This is a genomic window from Paraglaciecola arctica, from assembly GCF_018861065.1.
Lineage (GTDB): Bacteria > Pseudomonadota > Gammaproteobacteria > Enterobacterales > Alteromonadaceae > Paraglaciecola > Paraglaciecola arctica_B.
The window spans coordinates 244,142-260,313 of the sequence record NZ_JAHKQO010000045.1 but is presented as its reverse complement, the minus strand read 5'-3'; the positions used below and the strand labels follow the sequence as shown (position 1 = coordinate 260,313).

The following is a 16,172-nucleotide window of genomic DNA, read 5'->3' as shown; positions in this document are numbered from 1 at the left end:
CTATTTAATTATCTACAAAATCATCCCATTGAAATTTGATTATTCGCTCATCCGCAATATAAAAAATCTTATCACCGGGGGAGAGCATTAAATCTAAATCTGGATTAACTTGAATATTTAACTTGTCGTCTGCTTTGACCATACCTATCAAAGTAGCGCGATATTTACGTTTAAGTGTTTCAAAAATATGTTCAATTTTTAATGGTGGAATATGCGCAGGAATGCTAACCGAGTATTGTGCCTGTCCATGGTTAATATCTAAAAGATCATGATGTAACAAACTTGAACCAGGATCAAACGCCGATTTAGCTAACATCTCTACGGCAACACTTGGAGTACATTCAACATTAGGACAGTGTTTCTGTAATAGTCCTACTAAACTTTCATCGTTGAAATAGGCTACCATTTGTGCACTTGGATTACGCTGGCTGCAGTATAAAGCCGTAGTCATAGTAAGATCATCTTCTGGATTATCCATTAAAACAACACTTGCTTTGTCTACACAAGCCCTATCCATATCTGAGTCGTTACTAAAAGTAGAAACTTTGACAAATTCAATTTGGCCGGGTAATGGATTAATGATATCTGCCCTTACACATAGCACTATTGCTGGATCGTTTTCAAAGGAAGTGCGTTCTCGAATTAACAACTCTAATAATCGTATAGTGCGATGACCATTCCAACCCAGCACAAGAATATGATCTTCAATATTTAAACTTTTCAAACCTCTTGCTCCTTTTTGCCACTGATTCGATACCCAATTCGCAATACGCCCTAAAACAAGGGCAAAAATACTTAGACCTAATGGAATAATGTAAAAGGAAACTAAGTATTTACCGGCAGTTGTGCTAGGAGATAAGTCACCATAGCCAACGGTTGAGCCTGTAACGACTAACCAATAAATAAAATCTACGGAATTTGTTAAGGAATCTTCACCTACCAGACTCAACAAGATCCAACTTGTTAATCCGTAAAAAAGAAGCGCCAGTACAATACTGTACCAGCGCATCTCGGCAAACACTCGACTCAACATCTTGCGTATTCTAATAAACATCAATTGCCTTATTTAACTTAAAAAGCCAATAATCTATTTGCCTAATATTCGGCTTAATTCATCATCTGCAGATGCACTTCCACTTCCACCTGCTATACCAGCTTCTGCTAAACGTTTACTTAAATCGTCACTCGACTCTTCAGTAGCAAGTTCTTCAGCCGCTTGCAATTCAGCATTACGTAAGTTTTGTTTATCTTGGATTCTGGATAATGATTCAGTTGCGGTTTTCATTTTACTGTTAGCACCTAAATGTCTAGATGACACAGCTACCTGAGCTTTTTGAACTGATTCAGTGGCCTTTACCATATCAACTTGTTGCTCTAAACGCTTCAAGTTTGATTTAGCTTGGCTGATATTCGCAGCAAGTTGTTTTTCTGACTGCTTAAACTGATCAAGGTACTTTTGTTCGCCTTCTTGTTCAGCACGTAAATCACCGACTTTTTGCGCACAATCTAGGGCTAACTGACGATCGGTATCCACGGCCTTACGTGCATGAGCTTCGTATTGTTCAATAGAAGCTTGTAAACTATCTACTTTTTGCTGAGCAAGTTTACACTTAGCTAAAATTTGAGTTCTGGCGTGATCAGACTTACGTAACTCGTCTTTAGCTTCACGAATTTCTTGCTCAAGAATACGAATTGCCTGACTATCGGCAACAGATTGTGCTGCTTCAGTTGCGCCGCCTTTTACTGCGGTGATTAATTTTCTCCAAACTGACATATTAACTCTCCTCGGTTACTGCAAGTGATCTTGATAAGCGTCTAAAAATGCTTCTACATTTTGAAACAGAGTAGCTAGTTCAATCATAACGCTCTCAGCTTTTGACTGTGAACTCAACGAACCAAACGCCGTGTAATACTCTTCACCCGCGACTTGCGAAATTCCTACCGTTGTCAATGGGAATAGCATGTGGGTTTTTAAAATTTCTTCGTTCAGTAGCGCGCAATCTTTGACTTCGTTCTTGGCAAACAATAGTGTTTCAACCAAAATCTGTTCACCACTAATGGCTAACCAAGCGTCGATTCCATCGCTATTTGCTACTAATAAACAATTTTCTTCTTTAGTCACAACCAAATCTTGGTTGTTTGATAAAAGGGTCTCAAGTTGGTTAAGATCCCAAGTCATGGCTACTCTCCTGTAAGGCTAATGACTAATGTGTAATTCAAAGATGATAGCCATCAGTGATATTACGTGTCACAGTTTAGTCAGTTTAAAGTTAATATGTCAAATTATATTTTCAACATTTGATATTTATATGTTTTAAATGTAAATTATAATTCACGTTTGGTTATTTGGTAAAAGCTAATATTATGTCCAAAAATAATGATAGAACAACTGACAACACAGTACCATCACTAGCTGCTGATTGGCGACAACTGGTTCAGCGTCTGCTTAAGGCTGAAATGTCGAAACGAGGTACTAAGTATCAAGACCTCAGCGACAGACTATCTAATATAGGCATACATCAAAGCGCAGACAACCTAAGAAATAAAGTCAACAAGGGGATAATGGGGGCAGATTTGTTGTTACAAATCATGTACGTGCTGAATATGCGTAAGATTGAGCGTGATGAAATTATTGAAATATTTACCGATTTAGGTAGCCCTTTGGAATAAATAGATACTCAAAATATCTTTTGAATTTGAAATTAGTTTCATATGACTAGGAATTGAACTGCCAACATAAAGAAGAAAACTATTAACTCTCCTCCAGTTACAGGTGTAAATCGCACCAGCTCGGTCGCTAATTTTAAGTTTTAAGCAAAAAAAAGCCCAGTGCATCTAGTCAATGCACTGGGCGAAGAACAGTTTGGGAGAAAACGTCAATAATCTAACTGTGGGGTAATGATAATTCAGTGGAATTTATGTGCAATATAATTAGGGTATACATACTTGATTGCAGGTATTAAAAAAGATACGTAAAATGCGCTGCAAATAATGTTGAGACTACTATGAAACTATCCGATTTCCATTTCGATCTGCCAGAAAACCTAATCGCCCGTTATCCTACTGAGAAGCGTAGTAGCAGCCGTTTGATGCATCTTAACGGTAACAATGGCGTGGTTTCACATAAAAAATTTGCTGAAATAGTCGACCTAATTGAACAAGGTGATTTGCTTATTTTCAATAATACCCGAGTCATTCCAGCAAGGCTACTAGGCCAAAAAGAGTCTGGTGGAAAAGTCGAAGTGTTAATTGAAAGGGTATTAGATGAACATCGAGTTTTAGCGCATGTGCGAGCTAGCAAATCTCCGAAAGTAGACAGTAAGCTGATTTTAGAAGGCTCCGTAGAAGTAGAAATGGTGGCCCGACAAGGAGCCTTATTTGAGTTGAGATTTTTGAGTGAAGAGCCGGTTTTAAGTTTGCTAGAGCAATATGGTCATATGCCTTTGCCACCTTACATTGATAGACCTGACGAAGACTCAGATAAAGAGCGGTATCAAACTGTTTATAACCGCGTCCCAGGTGCTGTTGCTGCTCCTACCGCTGGATTGCATTTTGATGATGACATTTTGCAGAAACTTAAAGACAAAGGTGTGCAATCGGAATTTGTTACACTGCATGTTGGCGCAGGTACATTTCAACCGGTTCGTGTAGATAATATTCTTGAACACCAAATGCATTCAGAGTACGCAGAAGTTTCACCACAAGTTGTAGAGGCTATTTTGGCCACAAAAGCAGCGGGAAAGCGAGTCATCGCAGTGGGTACTACATCGGTCCGTTCAATCGAATCTGCAGCCCAAGCGTCGTTAAAGGCTTGCACACAATTAAGCCCTTTCTTCTCGGATACGGATATTTTTATTTACCCCGGCTACGAATTCCAATTAGTTGACGCCATGTTAACCAACTTCCATTTATCGGAATCTACTTTGTTAATGTTAGTCAGCGCGTTTTGTGGCAAAGCAAATATCGAAAATGCATATCAACAAGCTATAGAACAACAATATCGATTTTTTAGCTACGGTGATGCAATGTTTTTGGAGAAGCAAAATAGTTAATGTATTTATTCGATTTGGTCGCAACATTTGACGTAAGTTTCAATAAGAATACGTCTGAGGATTAGGTCGAATATAAAAGTATTACGTATTGATAGAATCATAAAACATCGATAACAAAGTTGTGCACTAGTAGATAGGTTCGAGCTCCTCTTAAGCTCCGATATTTTCGGAATGTTAAGGTGTTTTGTGTCAGTTATTTTTACACCTTATCTAGTTTTTCAATTTTGAACTCCAGCCAACTACCTCTAACATTTTGATCATTAAATAGATTTATTTACCGGAATAGAATTTGCGTAATTTTCTTCGCCATTCACAAACGCCAGTGAGAATGGTGTTCGAGTACAGTAATATCAAATTTAACCTTCAGAAAATGCTTTTACTTAGTGTTGTTTTAACTGAGGACTACAAAACCGGAGAACTATGATGTTCAGAAAAAAAGTAGTTTTATCTTTATACAGCAGTTTGTTTTTATTTTTTAGTTATACGCACTCGGCCAGTGGGAACTTGTTAACTGATCCCGACGGACTAAACGTTAGTTTATATAGTGATGGCTTCCTTAGCGATAATGAATTCGGCCCAATAAGTGTCACTATGGGCTATGAACCAGTATCCGATGGCAATATTTTACCTGCTGGAATGAATGATGGTTCTGAAATGGAAGTCAGCTTTTTCGCCAATTCAATTTCGTTTGTGCAGGAAGTGACAACTGGTTTACCTGATCCAATTATCACCTTGGGTTGGACCATGACTATAGATGATATAGATTGGCCAGCCGGGCACGAAATTGTATCGGTAGGCATTATTTCTAGTACCTATTTGACTAATTTCTCGGTAGATTTTACCGCAAATACTTTGATTGTTCGTTACGATGGCGGTGACGCTATTGACACCGGTGATCTATGGCAAGGCGCTATTACTTTTGCTACTGAACAAACAGATGTTGCAGTTCCTCCAATATTGAGTCTAATATTGTTGGGCTGTTTAGGAGTGTGTTCTAGACGAGCTGTTAACTAAGCTTTGCTAGGCCTCTAAACTTGGCGGACTGGCAAGTGTTACCAGTCCGATATTTCTGGAAAATAGTGGGTATGATTTAAAGCTTATAAATCAAACTCGTTAATTGAAGCTTCAAGTTTCAATTGCAAGGACACTAGTCATCGTTCTACAACCATAATTCTTTTTTCTTAAATATGTTATCTAGAACTTTATTTCTTGTGCAGGGAGAGCGAGTCTATTCAAGCTCTCAAATTGTTATTGTTGTCGGGCATTATTCACTAGATGGTGATTGTTTAGCATCAAAATAGTTTCCTACACAAGGGCCCACACTAAAGGCGTACCCTAAAACAGAGTCATCTTTGGTGACCAGTAAAATCAAATTTTCATCTATGGGTAAACTGCGCTGTTCGGGGCGTTTTACACAGGCTGATTTTGGATAGGTTTCAAAATGATAAATAAATCCTGCAATGACATTGTCTAGCCATTTTATCTTGCCGCTTTCATCGACAGGTAGAATAAATTGGTTTCTATTTAATGTGAGTTTGATATTTTTCGATTCAGACTCACTCAATACTATTTTATCGTCAATTTTATGACCCGTTTCGTCTAGTGAATTAGCATCCTCTGATGACTCTTCTTTGATCAGTGCCATAGGCTGATCAAATAATTCGATTTGTTCAGCGTATGGAACTGCAATATAGAAAATCGACATAATGACATAAGGTATCAATACCAGTCGCAATATCATGGTCACAATAACAAATACTCTGTCTTCCCAATGTACCCTAACTTTGATTTTTACCAGACGTAATAACACACCGACGATTAGCCAAAGGTTTCCTGCTACCAAAGCGACAGAAAAAAACATAATGGAGCTCATTAGCAACCAAAACGGCAGCATAATTAAAGTGGCAAAGCCTAAGGTGAAAACAAAAGGGCCAGGTTCGATACCAGTGATAATATTGATTTTAAGTGCTGAAATAGCGAAAGCAAAATTGGCAGTCGCAGCGTACAAAACTAAAACAAGGCCTTTACCTAACATGTGCTCCCAGGTACGAATAAATACGTGCCAAAGCTCTCTAACAAGTCCTATACCGGCTATCGTTCCAACCCACAACAATCCAGTATCTTTTTGGATATCTTCATCTGCATGGATCATTAACATTAAAAATGCGAAAAAGTACATCCATTGCGAAAGTGTTAATTGTGAAAACCTAGAACGCAGAGTAGGGATAATTTGTTTAGGCGAACGCAGCCAAAATTTCTTCGAAAAAAACTGATTGCTCTTCGTTTGTGGTGTTTCTTCAGTGTTGTCGAAGTGCTGTAACTTATTGTTTGACAAATAACTATACCGAATTTGAGAGTGAGTGATGCACCGAATGGCGTTAATATAATCGATTTTTAATCAGTATGTTAGTAGCGAATCAAAACGTACTCATTGCACACAATTCTAAAGGGGGAGGTTGAGCGCTAGGGCTTTCAAAGGGTACTAATTAACGATTAATCAGTAGTGGTTCATTTCAGTTATCAAATCATGCTCAAATTATCGTTGATATGTTTTTAAACCTTAAGCCGATTCGTATATAATCTCGCATCGTTTTTAAGCAGGGCTTGTAAATTTGAGTATAGCGTTTAGTCGCTTTGCATTCTTTTTTGCAATCTAATTTCGCCATCGGACTGTTTTCCGGTAAGCAGAGATAAATAAATGAAATTTGAATTAGATAATACAGATGGCAAGGCGCGCCGAGGCCGTTTGATTTTTGACCGCGGAGTAGTAGAAACTCCAGCGTTTATGCCAGTAGGTACCTACGGTACGGTTAAAGGAATGACACCCGAAGAATTAGATGAAACAGGTGCTCACATCTGTTTAGGCAATACCTTCCATTTAATGTTGCGTCCAGGTACCGAAATCATCAAACAACATGGTGATTTGCATGATTTTATGCATTGGGATAAACCTATTCTGACTGATTCTGGTGGTTTCCAAGTATTCAGTTTGGGTGATTTACGTAAGATAACTGAAGAAGGTGTGACCTTCCGCTCGCCAATAAATGGCGAAAAAATTCTTCTTACACCAGAAAAGTCTATGCAAGTGCAACGTGATTTAGGTTCTGATATCGTGATGATCTTTGACGAATGTACACCTTATCCGGCTACTGAGAGCGAAGCACGGGTTTCTATGGAATTATCACTTCGTTGGGCTAAGCGCAGCAAAGCGGAGCACGGCGACAACCCTTCTGCATTGTTTGGCATTATTCAAGGTGGTATGTACGAAGGATTGCGCGACGTATCTTTGGCAGGACTAGAGGATATTGGATTTGATGGTTATGCCATTGGTGGCTTGTCTGTAGGTGAGCCAAAAGAGGAAATGATCAAAGTACTGGATCATACCACTGACCAGATTCCAGCAGATAAACCTCGTTATCTAATGGGGGTAGGAAAACCAGAAGATATAGTGGAAGCTGTGCGACGTGGCATTGATATGTTTGATTGTGTTATGCCTACTCGAAATGCCCGTAATGGTCACATGTTTGTTACCAATGGGGTGGTTAAAATTCGCAATGCCGTGCATAAAACCGATACCGGTCCATTAGATGAAAAATGTGATTGTTACACTTGTAAAAACTATTCTCGGTCATACTTACATCACTTGGATAAATGTAATGAGATACTAGGTGCACGTTTAAATACTATCCATAACCTGCGTTATTACCAGCGTGTTATGCAAGGTTTGCGGGATGCTATTGCTGCAAATGAACTTGATAAGTTTGTTACTGAATTTTACACACAAAAAGACTTACCAGTGCCTCAGTTACAAGACTAACTGGCACTAATACAATTAAAATTTACAAAAATTAGGGGAAATTATGAGTTTATTTATATCCAATGCGTATGCACAAGATGCAGGCGGAGCTGCTGGTGGTGGGTTTGAAATGTTAATCATGCTGGGCGTGTTTGGTTTGATTTTTTATTTTATGCTTTATCGTCCGCAAGCTAAACGTGTTAAAGATCACAAAAACTTGGTTTCATCGCTAGGCAAAGGTGATGAAGTGTTAACACAAGGCGGCATGGTTGGGAAAATTGTTAAAGTGACCGAAGAAAAAGATTTTATTGAAATTGCTTTAAACGACAGCACTAACATAGTCATTCAAAAATCTGCCGTGTCTGCAGTTTTGCCTAAAGGCACTATGAAGGCCATCTAAACATAGATAGCGATAGGGGCTCAGCGGCCCCTTTTTATTGTAAGATTGGAAGGAAATTCTTGTGTTAAATCAAACTCCGCTATGGAAGTACCTATTGGTGATCGTAGTGATCGGCCTTTGTGCTTTATATGCTTCGCCGAATTTGTATGGTGAAGATCATGCCGTGCAAATATCAGCGGGTAAAAATGCTGTTATCAATGCTGAAGTTGTCGATAAAGTCACAGCTGAATTGGCAACTGCAAATATATCGAGTAAAAGTATAGTCATCGAAAACGACCAAATTCTTGTGCGTTTGAATGATTCTGATAGCCAACTTATGGCTCGCGAAAAAATTGAAAAATCCTTAGGTGATGATTATTTTGTAGCGATGAACTTAGCCCCTGACACACCTGCTTGGTTAGAAGGTTTAGGTGGTACTCCGATGAAGCTTGGTCTTGACTTGCGTGGTGGTGTGCACTTTCTAATGGAAGTGGATATGAAATCGGCTTTATCTAAAAATCTGCAAGATATGGTAGGCGATTTTCGTACTGCATTGCGCCAAGAAGGTATTCGTTATCGCACTGTGAAGCAAGTAGATGACGGGGTAGAAATTTATTTTCGCGACCAAGAAACCCTAGATTCAGCCGAGTTCTTCCTTAAAAATAGAAACCGTGATTTAGTCTTTGTTGAAAGAAACGATTTAGTTATTTTTGCGAGTATGTCGGACCAAAAACTAGCTGAAACTCGTGATTATGCTGTAAAACAAAATATCACCATTATTCGTAACCGTGTGAACCAACTAGGGGTCGCCGAGCCGACAGTACAAAAGCAAGGCCCAGACCGTATTGTGGTGCAATTGCCGGGTATTCAAGATACCGCAAAAGCAAAAGAAATTTTGAACGCAACAGCAACCCTTGAATATCGTGAAGTCGATTTAGATCATGACGTGCGTGACGCGGTAAATGGCCGTGTGCCTGCAGGTTCCGAATTGTTGCCTTATGAAAAAGGTGGTCCGCAACTACTTAAAAAGAAAGTGATAGTAGCGGGTAGCTCCATAATCGATGCCAACAGTGGTGTTGATCAGTATGGCATGCCAAAAGTCTCTATTTCCCTTGATTCTAAAGGTGGAGCTAAGATGCTTAACTTCACTAAACGCGCCGTGGGTAAACCAATGGCAGTGGTGTTTATTGAATTTAAAGCCACTGGTGAACGCGACAAAGATGACAAACTAATTTTTGAAGAAGAAAGACGTGTCATTAGTGTGGCAACTATTAACGGTGTATTTGGTAATCAATTTGAAACCACTGGGTTAGATTCACCTCAAGAAGCATACGATTTAGCATTGTTATTACGAGCTGGGGCGTTAATCGCACCTATTCAAATCATCGAAGAACGTACAGTGGGACCCAGTCTAGGGCAAGAAAATATCGACCTAGGCACCAAAGCTATTGTTTATGGTTTCATTGCCGTTCTCATATTTATGCTGGTCTATTACAAAAAGTTTGGTTTGGTGGCCAATGTGGCGCTGACTCTAAACTTAGTGATGATCATTGGTATTATGTCAATGATTCCAGGAGCAACGCTAACTTTGCCTGGTATGGCAGGTATAGTACTAACTGTTGGTATGGCAGTAGATGCTAACGTCTTGATATTCGAGCGAATACGAGAAGAACTTAACGATGGGCGTAGTCCGCAACAAGCCATTCATCATGGTTACGACAGTGCATTTTCAACTATTTTAGATGCTAACATCACTACTTTCTTAGTAGGTTTAATTTTGTTTGCGGTCGGTACCGGACCAATTAAGGGGTTTTCTATTACCCTAATGATTGGGATCATCACTTCAATGTTCACGGCTATCATTGTGACTCGTGTCATCGTTAATGCATGGTGGGGCGGTAAACGTCTGACCAAGTTGTCAATTTAGGAGCGCCAACATGCAAATATTAAAAATGAAAGAAACCGTCGCCTTCATGACGCTGAGAAAACCAGCGGCCATTTTGTCGATTTTGTTACTAATAGGCTCTCTGACATCCTTAGCAATTAACCAATTGAACTGGGGCCTTGATTTTACTGGTGGGACTCAAATTGAAGTGGGGTATGCAAATACCGCTGATTTAGAACAGATCCGCAAACAACTTGAAGCGTCGGATTTTAAGGATGCCGTAGTTCAAAATTTTGGTAGCAGCCAAGATGTGTTGATCCGCTTAGCTTCTCGTGAAGGAGTGAAACCTTCTGAGTTAGGAGACGCGGCTATCAAAGTATTGCAAGAGGCTGACAGCAGTGCAGAAATGCGCGGCAGTTCTTTTGTAAGCTCCAGTGTCGGTGATGAACTCACTGAACAAGGCGGATTGGCGATGTTGGTGGCGTTAATTTGTATCCTTATCTATGTCGCTCTGCGTTTTGAATGGCGCTTTGCGTTAGGTTCGGTAGCGGCCCTAACTCATGATGTAATCATCACTTTGGGATTGTTTTCAATCTTGCAGTTAGAATTTGATTTGACTGTACTGGCAGCGGTGTTAGCAGTGATTGGTTATTCATTGAACGATACAATAGTGGTGTGTGACCGTATTCGTGAAAACTTCCGCAAAATACGTAAAGGTGATTCAGAAGAGATTATTAATATTTCTCTGACCCAGACACTTAACCGAACCATCATTACCTCTTTGACCACTATTTTAGTTTTGCTTGCTTTGTTTTTTGTTGGCGGTGCAACTATTCATGGTTTTGCGACAGCTTTGCTGTTTGGGGTAGTAATAGGCACCTATTCTTCAATTTATGTGGCTAGCTTAGTGGCTTTGACGTTAGGTATCAGTAAAGAAGATTTGATGCCTACTGAAATTGAAAAAGAAGGGGCGGACCAAGACGCGGTAATTTAGGTTACTTTGGTTCAAACTATTTAACCACACAAAAACCATATGCGCTAAGGCGCAGAACAAAAGCACTACATCATTGGTGTTTTTTGTTCTGCGCTTTGTTGTATTGGGTGGTCGATAATATTCCCTTTTAAAACACACTTTCTAACAGTCTTTATCACCACTGGTGGTCATTAATAGGGTATATTTTGATGCATCAGATTTTTAAAATTATAACATCAGGAATTTTTATGACTTCAACGACCCGACGCCAGTTTGCATGGGCTTTTTGGATCAGCGCAAGTATATTATTGAATGCTTGTGGTTCAACTGACACTGCTAAGTCTTTGGTCATGTCGGCACAACCTGACCCACAAAGTGAAATTGTAAAAAGTCCCATCGATAATCGAGAATATGCCGCAATTGTATTGGATAACCAACTTGAGGTGATGTTGGTATCAGATCCTAGTATTGAAAAGTCAGCGGCCGCGTTAAGTGTGGCTGTAGGGTCATTACAAGAACCTAAAGAGTTTGGTGGCTTAGCACATTATTTAGAGCATATGTTGTTCTTAGGCACCAAAAGTTACCCTACAGTGGGCGATTATAGTGAATTTATAAGTCGTAATGGCGGTAGTCAAAACGCCTATACAGAGCTTGATCATACCAATTATATGGTGGCAGTAAATAACGACGCTTATGATGAAGCGTTATCGCGTTTTAGCGGCTTTTTCTATGAAGCCATTTTAGACGAAAGTTATGCGGATAAAGAGCGAAACGCTGTGCATTCCGAGTGGACCATGAAAAGCCCTAACGATTGGGTGATTTTACAACAACTTAATGGCACTACTTTAAATCCCGAACACCCCATTTCGCAGTTTAATTGGGGCAATTTAGACTCCCTAGTTGATAAAGAAAACAACAAATTACAAACTGCCTTAGTTGCTATGTACAACAAATATTATTCTGCCAACCTAATGAAAGCAGCAATGGTCAGTCATTTGCCAATCGAAGAAATGAAAAAATTGGCTCAAGCACATTTTAGCAAGATCCCAAATAAAAACACTCCTAGACCTCAAATGACAGTTTCGGTAGCTAAACCTGAACATTTAAAGAAAGTTGTGCATTACATTCCGCAAACTGACATGAAACAGTTACGTATAAATTTTGTAATTAAAAACAATGCTCAGCAATTTGCGGTTAAACCCAATGGCTATGTGAATTATTTGCTTGCCAATGAAATGCCCGGCACTTTAGCATCAGTTTTAAGGGATGCAGGGTTAAGTGAAGCAGTATATTCAAATTTTGATGCCAACGAATATGGTAATGCTGGTAGTTTTACTTTGTACATCGATTTAACTGAAACCGGCGTACAAAATCGCGACAAGGTAATGGGCGCCGTTGTTAAATACTTAGCATTGTTACGACAAGATGGCGTAAACCCTCGCTACTTCAAAGAAATCAAACAGTCACTTAGTAATAGTTTTCGTTTCAAAGAAAAAACCAATGACTACAGTTACGCCATGAAAATTGCCGCCAATCTGCAACACATTCCGGCGGAGTATGTATTGAGCAGTGCTTATGAGTACCAGCGTTTTAATCCAGTAGTTATCCAAGACGTACTCGATCAGCTCACTTTAGACAATGCGCGAATCTTCTATATAGATAAGCAGCAGCAAGGCGAGCGAGAAATGGAGTACTTTGCTGGTAAATTCAGTGTGCATGATATCAATTCTGAACTAGAGCAAAAGTGGCAAAAACTGTCTCAACAATTTGCGCTAACGCTGCCACGAGCTAACAGTCTAATGCCCGAAAGTTTTGATTTAGTGGATGCTAAATATACTGATAAGCCTCAGCAACTTGTGGCAGAAAAAGGTCACTCTGTTCACTTAGGTCATTCAGCTTTATTTCAACAGCCAAAGGGGAGGATGACCCTTGACCTAAATACGGGATTAACCAAAACAACGGCGAAGAATCATGTTTTAGCTAGTTTATTAGGCAGAGGATTAGGGCAAAAACTAACAGAACTGCAATCCGAAGCGGGGGCTGCAGGTATGGGATTAAACACCAGCTTATCGAACGGCTTGTCGATAACCACCAGTGGTTTTACGGATAAACAAGGCCTACTTATAACGCGAGCATTTAATGAAATATTAAACTTAGATATTAGCGAGAGTGAATTAGCTAACCTAAAAGCGAGTTTTAAGTCAGATATTGAAAGCAGTAAACGGCAGATTCTTCTTAATCAGTTATTTCCTAAATTTAGCCGAGTATCGAAGTTAGATGCATTTAGTGATGAAGCATTGCTCGCTGAAGTCGATTCAATCGTACCCGCTGATATTAAGTTATTCAGAGACCAACTACTTAAGCAAGCAAACTTGAGAGTCTTTGCTTTTGGAAATTATTCTGAGCAGCAAGTACTAGCATTCTCTAACTTGGTTTTGAAGCATCTTCCTGAAGGTCGAGAAATAGCCGATGTGTATCAAACTCCTTTATTGGAAGTCGCTCCCGGAACAATCTATAACTGGCAAGAAGACGTAGCAATGACCGATATAGGTTTGATTGATGCCCACTTGGCTCCCCGAAATGATGCGGATCTGGCTGCAGCTAGAGTGTTATCACAAATTATTCGACCCGCTTTATTTAAGCAAATAAGAACAGAGGAACAACTGGCATACGCAGTAGGTTTTTTTGGTCAAACCTTTAGAGATCAGATGTTAGTGGCCTACTACATTCAGTCTCCAGCTAAAGGTTTAGCAGAAGTGCATGAGCGAATCACTTTATTCCTACAACAGTTTACTCAGCAGCTAGCTGCTGTAACTCCAGAAGAGTTTGCGACAACCAAAAATAGCATCCTAATTACGCTGAATCAGCCAGCCAAAAACTTGTCTGAAGAAATGGGCGAATTCACAGGGGATTGGCGTGATGAACGTTGGAGTTTTGATAGCCAAGAAAAGCTCATCGGTGCAATAGAAAAAGTAACTTTAATGGATGTGCAAAATCTGTATCAACGAATACTAGGTGGTAAAGACTTTGGTCGTATCTTAATTCAAATGCGAGGTACTAAATTTGCCGATAAAGATTTTATTGAACCCAAGGGGGCCATTAAAGTCGAAGATATCGATAGCTTCCATCAACAAAGTAGACAATAACTCAGGATTGACTTGTTAATATTGCTAGCGCGTCTACCTTACTCAAATAAGAGACATATATGAAATTGCTTGAAATTACCCTGTTATGTAGTTTGGTTTTAACAGCAAATGGTTGCACCGTTTTGGGATTTGCCACTGACCTCGCGCTGTCTTCTGCTAGAGCTGATAACAATGATAATTCAAGTCAGAACGAACTTATCTTTACTACTGAAGGCATGAAACATGATGCTAAGTTCATTAAACAACTAGTGACTGAAGCAATCAAATCTCGCGACACTCAATCGGACAATGAGTCGCTCGTTGCAGAAAACGCTAATAGTAAAACGTTGATGTGTGAAAATGTGCAGGGGGGGCAACAGCAGTGTTACCCGCCTGAATATTACGAAGACATGTACATTAAAGTCGATACCAAAAACAAGCAAGACACGACCTCAACAGAAAATTAATCTCCAAGACGTCGCCTATTTAAGTCAATTTGATTTCAATGCCTCGCTAATACTTAAGTTTAGATGCCTGTGTTACGGTGGATTTGCCGCAACCAAAGGCAAGCCCTCATCAATCCAGCCAGTAATACCGCCAATCATTTTTTTTACAGGGCGACCCAGTTCAGCCAACTTAATTGCTCCTTTTTCAGTACCGTTGCAATGAGGACCCGCGCAATACACTACAAATAATGTATCGGTCGGGTAAGCTTTCAAATTGTCTTCGGTGAGCTTTTTATGCGGAATATTGATGGCTTGTTCAATATGACTTTGCCCAAACAATAATTCGCTTCTTACATCAACCAACACAAAGTCTTGACGATTATTGCTAATAGCAAAATGTACGTCCCAACAATCGGTTTCAAATTGCAGTAGTGTTCGAAAATGAGCTAAGGCTTGTGAGCTTGGAGCGGCGGTAACTCGTGATACAACTGAAGTCATAAAATTTCCTTACTTGGTAGCTATTGCTGAGTAAATTATAGACTCTAGTGTGCGTTAATCAGGAGTATTTGGCTGGTGGTGTATTCGTCAATTATCGATAATAACAAGACAGGATGGTTAATCTGCCCAGAGCAAAAAATTTTAGGCACAAAAAAGGCGAGCAAGTGCTCGCCTTTTGACACTATTTAATAAGTTACTTTAGTTGTTTAACTAATATCTGTACGACTTTAGGGCTACCGGCAACAATATCACCTCGTTGCATAGGGTCGTTACCACCTGCAAAGTCTGTCACTAAACCACCAGACTCACGTACCAATAATTCGCCAGCAGCAATATCCCAAGGTTTAAGACCACTCTCCCAATAGCCATCGTATCGGCCAGCTGCAACGTAAGCTAAATCCAAAGCCGCGGAGCCGCTTCGACGTATATCGCCTGCCTGCATAAAGATCTTATTAAAACCTTCTTGGTACTTAGGTAAACTGGTTTTGTTCTTAAACGGAAAAGAGGTGGCTAAGATGGTTTGACTCAATTCTTTGGCTTTACTGGTACGAATGCGGAAACCATTTAACTGCGCACCGGCTCCTCTACTTGCAGTGAATAGTTCGCCACGTATCGGATCAAATACCACACCTTGGTCTAGTCGCCCCTTGTGCATCAAAGCGATAGAGACGGCAAAATGAGGAATGCCTTTAATAAAATTAGTGGTGCCGTCTAAAGGATCTATTATCCATTTAAAATCGTTGTCACCTTCAACTACGCCGCCTTCTTCTCCCACAAAACTATGTTCTGGATAAGATTGTTTAATTTTGTGAATAATTGCCTGTTCGGCTTCTTTATCGACACGTGTTACGTAGTCGTTGTCGCCTTTTGCTTCAATTTGCAATTCAGCCTGATTTTCAAACCCTTTAGCAATAATGTTGCCCGCAGTCCGTGCAGCACGGATCGCTATATTCAGCATAGGATGCATAGTTAACCACCAATTTTAAAAGAACATTAAATATAGTTCAGTTAATAATAA

The 16,172-nt window shown here is 39.8% G+C and carries 15 protein-coding genes; 9 read left to right on the top strand and 6 right to left on the bottom strand.

The features are described from left to right. Window positions 1-4: 4 nt before the first annotated feature. Genes KO534_RS20200 through KO534_RS20190 form a run of 3 tightly spaced genes read right to left on the bottom strand, consistent with a single transcriptional unit; the run spans window position 5 to window position 2,179 of the window. On the bottom strand, window positions 5-1,054 hold the full coding sequence (locus KO534_RS20200; RefSeq protein WP_215932644.1) for a potassium channel family protein: 1,050 nt from the start codon (window positions 1,052-1,054) through the stop codon (window positions 5-7). A 33-nt stretch (window positions 1,055-1,087) separates the two neighbouring features. Next, window positions 1,088-1,774: a PspA/IM30 family protein gene (locus KO534_RS20195; protein WP_215932642.1), complete on the bottom strand. Its 687-nt coding sequence runs from the start codon at window positions 1,772-1,774 to the stop codon at window positions 1,088-1,090. A gap of 15 nt (window positions 1,775-1,789) precedes the next feature. Then, the gene (locus tag KO534_RS20190) at window positions 1,790-2,179 is read right to left on the bottom strand and encodes a YjfI family protein (protein ID WP_215932640.1); all 390 of its coding nucleotides are present in this window, start codon (window positions 2,177-2,179) and stop codon (window positions 1,790-1,792) included. Between the two features lie 185 nt (window positions 2,180-2,364). On the opposite strand from KO534_RS20190, the gene KO534_RS20185 reads away from it, so the two are divergent. From KO534_RS20185 to KO534_RS20175, 3 genes are all read left to right on the top strand, one after another. Next, entirely contained in the window at window positions 2,365-2,670 is a 306-nt protein-coding gene (locus KO534_RS20185; protein ID WP_215932638.1) for a DUF6471 domain-containing protein, read from the top strand. Between the two features lie 335 nt (window positions 2,671-3,005). Next, window positions 3,006-4,052, top strand: coding sequence for a tRNA preQ1(34) S-adenosylmethionine ribosyltransferase-isomerase QueA (gene queA, locus KO534_RS20180; RefSeq protein ID WP_215932636.1), 1,047 nt, complete (start codon window positions 3,006-3,008; stop codon window positions 4,050-4,052). Between the two features lie 420 nt (window positions 4,053-4,472). Continuing rightward, window positions 4,473-5,066: a hypothetical protein gene (locus KO534_RS20175; protein ID WP_215932634.1), complete on the top strand. Its 594-nt coding sequence runs from the start codon at window positions 4,473-4,475 to the stop codon at window positions 5,064-5,066. 250 nt (window positions 5,067-5,316) lie between these two features. Here KO534_RS20175 and KO534_RS20170 read toward each other — a convergent pair whose 3' ends face one another. Beyond that, complete coding sequence (locus KO534_RS20170; protein ID WP_252732287.1) at window positions 5,317-6,387, bottom strand: hypothetical protein; 1,071 nt, start codon at window positions 6,385-6,387, stop codon at window positions 5,317-5,319. Window positions 6,388-6,750: 363 nt separating this feature from the next. Here KO534_RS20170 and tgt point away from each other — a divergent pair, with 363 nt between their 5' ends. The 6 genes from tgt to KO534_RS20140 all read left to right on the top strand — a co-directional run bounded on the left by tgt (window position 6,751) and on the right by KO534_RS20140 (window position 14,677). Continuing rightward, on the top strand, window positions 6,751-7,869 hold the full coding sequence (gene tgt / locus KO534_RS20165) for a tRNA guanosine(34) transglycosylase Tgt (RefSeq protein ID WP_215932632.1): 1,119 nt from the start codon (window positions 6,751-6,753) through the stop codon (window positions 7,867-7,869). Between the two features lie 43 nt (window positions 7,870-7,912). Next, window positions 7,913-8,248 carry a preprotein translocase subunit YajC gene (gene yajC, locus KO534_RS20160; RefSeq protein WP_215932630.1) on the top strand — a complete coding sequence of 112 codons (336 nt, stop codon included), beginning with the start codon at window positions 7,913-7,915 and terminating at the stop codon, window positions 8,246-8,248. Window positions 8,249-8,309: 61 nt separating this feature from the next. Further along, window positions 8,310-10,154: a protein translocase subunit SecD gene (gene secD, locus KO534_RS20155; RefSeq protein WP_215932628.1), complete on the top strand. Its 1,845-nt coding sequence runs from the start codon at window positions 8,310-8,312 to the stop codon at window positions 10,152-10,154. A gap of 10 nt (window positions 10,155-10,164) precedes the next feature. Further along, window positions 10,165-11,106 carry a protein translocase subunit SecF gene (gene secF / locus KO534_RS20150; protein ID WP_215932626.1) on the top strand — a complete coding sequence of 314 codons (942 nt, stop codon included), beginning with the start codon at window positions 10,165-10,167 and terminating at the stop codon, window positions 11,104-11,106. Between the two features lie 227 nt (window positions 11,107-11,333). Beyond that, window positions 11,334-14,231, top strand: coding sequence for an insulinase family protein (locus KO534_RS20145; protein ID WP_215932624.1), 2,898 nt, complete (start codon window positions 11,334-11,336; stop codon window positions 14,229-14,231). A 59-nt stretch (window positions 14,232-14,290) separates the two neighbouring features. After that, window positions 14,291-14,677, top strand: coding sequence for a hypothetical protein (locus tag KO534_RS20140; RefSeq protein WP_215932622.1), 387 nt, complete (start codon window positions 14,291-14,293; stop codon window positions 14,675-14,677). 72 nt (window positions 14,678-14,749) lie between these two features. Here the strand turns inward: KO534_RS20140 and KO534_RS20135 are convergent, their stop codons facing one another. Together KO534_RS20135 and suhB are read right to left on the bottom strand one after the other, a co-directional pair. Continuing rightward, window positions 14,750-15,154, bottom strand: coding sequence for a rhodanese-like domain-containing protein (locus KO534_RS20135; RefSeq protein ID WP_215932619.1), 405 nt, complete (start codon window positions 15,152-15,154; stop codon window positions 14,750-14,752). Window positions 15,155-15,347: 193 nt separating this feature from the next. After that, entirely contained in the window at window positions 15,348-16,121 is a 774-nt protein-coding gene (suhB, locus tag KO534_RS20130; RefSeq protein ID WP_215932617.1) for an inositol-1-monophosphatase, read from the bottom strand. Window positions 16,122-16,172: the final 51 nt, after the last annotated feature.